Annotated in this window: 3 protein-coding genes; 1 reads left to right on the top strand and 2 read right to left on the bottom strand. The window is 69.8% G+C overall.

What is annotated here, in order from left to right; all coding sequences use genetic code 11:
- Positions 1-636, top strand: a 636-nt coding sequence (locus AC3XYG_RS09245; RefSeq protein ID WP_489139529.1) for a hypothetical protein, incomplete at its 5' end; no start/stop codon positions are given.
- A gap of 293 nt (positions 637-929) precedes the next feature.
- Here AC3XYG_RS09245 and AC3XYG_RS09240 read toward each other — a convergent pair.
- Positions 930-1,976 carry an ABC transporter substrate-binding protein gene (locus AC3XYG_RS09240; protein ID WP_489139528.1) on the bottom strand — a complete coding sequence of 349 codons (1,047 nt, stop codon included), beginning with the start codon at positions 1,974-1,976 and terminating at the stop codon, positions 930-932.
- Between the two features lie 31 nt (positions 1,977-2,007).
- Positions 2,008-3,147, bottom strand: coding sequence for an NAD(P)/FAD-dependent oxidoreductase (locus AC3XYG_RS09235; protein WP_489139527.1), 1,140 nt, complete (start codon positions 3,145-3,147; stop codon positions 2,008-2,010).
- Positions 3,148-3,290 lie beyond the last annotated feature (143 nt).

Below are 3,290 nucleotides of genomic sequence, written 5' to 3'. Positions count from 1 at the left end.
GCGGCCGAGGACAGGCGGGATGACGCGCAGGCGGAGCGGGCCGAGCGTCATCGGGCCGTCGCCCGGGGCGTGATCAAGGCCATCGACGCCGCCACATCGGATGCTCCCGAGGACCGCGAAAGGCTGACCACTGAACTATGGGACCGGATGGACAATTGCGACCGGATCGACGTCGACCGGGCCGACACCATCCCGCCGATCGACATGCTGATCCGGCAGATGTGCCGCAATCTCGGCATCAAGCCCGAAAAGCCGGCCTTTGCCGCCGGGACGAAGGTGAAGGACGAAGGCCCGGCCGCAGAAGCGGACATCCTCAGCGTTGCCGGCATCCGCTTCCGGCGCGGACGCTTTCGCCGGGTGCCGTCGGCCGAACTCGGCCGTCCCGTGACCGAGCACTACATGCTCGACACCGACACCAACGAGATCTTCCCGCCACCACCACCGCCCTTGCCGGCATCGGCCGATCCAGACCGAGCGCCACCCGATCCGGGCGACGCCGGACCGTCGGCCGCGACAGGCCCGCCGGACGACCCATCCGATGAGGATCTGATCGCCGCCGAAATCCGGCGCCGCGAAACCCAGGCCTGGCAGCGGCTGCGGGCGGCCGTGCACATGCGCGCCTCCGGGTTCGGCTGACGGCGGTGCCGACGGCCGCCTGTCAGCCCTTCAGAATTCCCCACACCGTCATCGCGAGCCGAAGGCGAAGCGATCCAGCGGCACCGCCCTCTGGATTGCGTCGCTGCGCTCGCAATGACGGTGTGGGGCCAAGCTCGTTGGATGTCCGGATTCGAGGTCGATTAAGACAACATCAAACTGTCATGCCCGGACTTGATCCGGGCATCCAGTGTCTGTCGACATCTTCTGGATCACCGGGTCAAGCCCGGTGATGACAGGAAAGGAAAGCGGAAAGGCCTGGCCCCGTCGGTCCTTTACTTCTCCACCGTGCGGTTCCAGCGGTCGTTCCAGTCCGGGCGGTGGGCGTTGATCTGGTCCCAGTCCAGCACGATGGCGTGTTCGAGATAGCCGCGGAATTCGGTCAGCATCGCCGTGGCCTCGGGCGTTGCGCCGGTGACCTTGCTGTTGGATGGGATCTGGCCGCCATATTGCAGCGCCGGGCCCTGGGCCTGCACGCCCAGCAGGTAATGCGCCAGCTTCTGCGACAGCGCCGGCTCGGTGTTTCCGGCGACGACGCATTGCGCCACCATCAGCAGCACACCGCCCTCCTTGGGCTGGGCATAGGCCACCGGGATGCCCTTGGCCTGCATGCCGGCGACGGCGGTCGGCGTCAGCGGGAAGATCGCCGCCTCGCCGGTCTGCACCATCTCCGACAGCTTGGCCGAGCTCGCGATGTATTCCAGCACGTTGGGGCCGATGGTGTCGGCCCATTTGCTGAAGCCGGGCTCGACATCGGCCTCGCTGCCGCCCTGGATGCGGTTGACCATCAGGAAGCCGTGCAGCCCGTAGGTGCTGCTCGACATCGACTGGAACACCACCTTGCCCTCGAATTTCGGGTCGGCCAGGTCCATCCAGGAAGTCGGGGCCGGCCAGCCCTGCTCGGTGAACATCTTGGTGTTGTAGGCCAGGCCGGTCAGGCCCAGGGTCACGCCCGAGGCCATGTCGTCCTTGATCCGGGCGGCGGGGTACAGCTCCTCCAGCACAGGGTCGGGCTCGGTCTTCTGGCACAGCCCCATGCCGATCGCCCGCACCATCACCCCGTCATCCAGGAAGATCAGGTGCATCTGCGGGTTGTCCTTGGCCGCGGTCGCCTTGGCCAGGATCTCGGACGAGGTGCCGGGCACCACCACGATCTTGACGTCGTTGGCCTTCTCGAAATCCGGGAAGACGTGTTCGGTGAACGCCTTCTCCATGTCGCCGCCATTCATGCCGATGTACAGCGTCTTGGTCTCGGCCGATGCGGCGCCCGAGGCCAGCAGCGCCGCGCTGGCCAGCAGGGCCGCCTTGATCCGTCCGTTCATGGTGCTCTCTCCTGTTTGCCGTTCTTGATGGTCACGCGGCGGGGGTTGCCGCCGCATCGGTGAAGCGGCCGATGCCGAAGGCGTCGATCGGGGTGGTGCTGCGCCCGTCCCGCGCCAGCTCGGCCAACACCTCGCCGACCGCCGGCCCGATCTGGAAGCCGGCGCCGGAAAAGCCGAAGCCGTGGATCAGCCCCGGCGTGGTCCGGCTCGGCCCCAGCACCGGGTTGCGGTCGGGGGTGTCGCCTTCGACCCCGCTCCAGAACCGGATCACCTGGGCGCCGTGCAGGGCCGGGAACAGCTCGGCCGCCTGCTGCAGCAGGCTGGCGATGGCGCTGCGGCCGGGCCGGGCGCGATCGGCATCCAGCGCGTGGCCACGGCCGCCGCCGATGACGCAGTTGCCGCGCTCGACCTGGCGGCCATAGATGCCGCCGCCCTCCACGCCGATATTGACGTCCATCAGCCGGGGCAGGGGCTCGGTTACCGCCATGTTCGGGTGGCTCGACTCCAGCGGCACCGGTTCGCCGAAGGACGCGGCGAAGGTGCTGGCCCACGCGCCGGCGCAGTTCAGTAGCAGGCGGGACCGCACCTCCAGCCCGTCGCCGGCCAGCAGCCGGAAGCCGTTACCGTCGCGCACCGCCTCGCGCACCGCGGTGTTTTCGCGGATGTCGGCCCCGGCCAGGCGCGCGGCGCGGGCGAAGCCGGGCGACACCAGCCGCGGATTGGCGTGGCCGTCCTCCGGGCACAGCGACCCGGCAATGGCGCGGCTGCCCAGCCAGGGATAGCGGTCGCGGAAGGCGTTGCCGGCGATCAGCTCGAGGTCGAGGCCGAGGTCGCGCACCCGGTCGCGATAGGCCTCCAGCACCGCCAGATCGGCCTCGCTGCGCGCCAGCTTGAGATGGCCGGAGCGGATGTATTCGCCGTCGAGGCCGATGGTCTGCGGCAGGCGCTGCCAGATCGCATGCGCCCGCTGGGCCAGCGGGATCTGCTCCGGCGGCCGGCCCTGGCGGCGGACACCGCCATAGTTCACGCCGCTGGCCTGGGCGCCGCAGAAGCTGCGCTCCAGCAGCAGCACCGACATCCCCATCCGCCGCAGCGCCAGCGCCGCCGCCGCGCCGGCAATGCCGCCGCCGATGATGGCGACGTCGGTGGTCAGGCGTTCGGTGGCGGTCACGCCGCGACCTCCGGCTCGTCTTCGATCGTGAGAGGGATCGGCTTGACCGGGGCCTGGCCGCGCAGGCGGCCGACCGCCTCGACCGGCACGCCGCGATGGGCGGCCAGGATCTCGGCGGCGGCGGCGCCGCACATCCGGCCCTG

It is taken from the genome of Inquilinus sp. (genome assembly GCF_057815775.1).
Note: the sequence above shows the minus strand (reverse complement) of the source record. Positions and strands in the feature narration are given on the sequence as shown.

Coding starts and splice junctions, on each gene's coding strand:
- AC3XYG_RS09240 (WP_489139528.1), bottom strand. CDS start 1,976: ATGAACGGACGGATCAAGGCGGCCCTGCTGGCCAGCGCGGCGCTGCTG.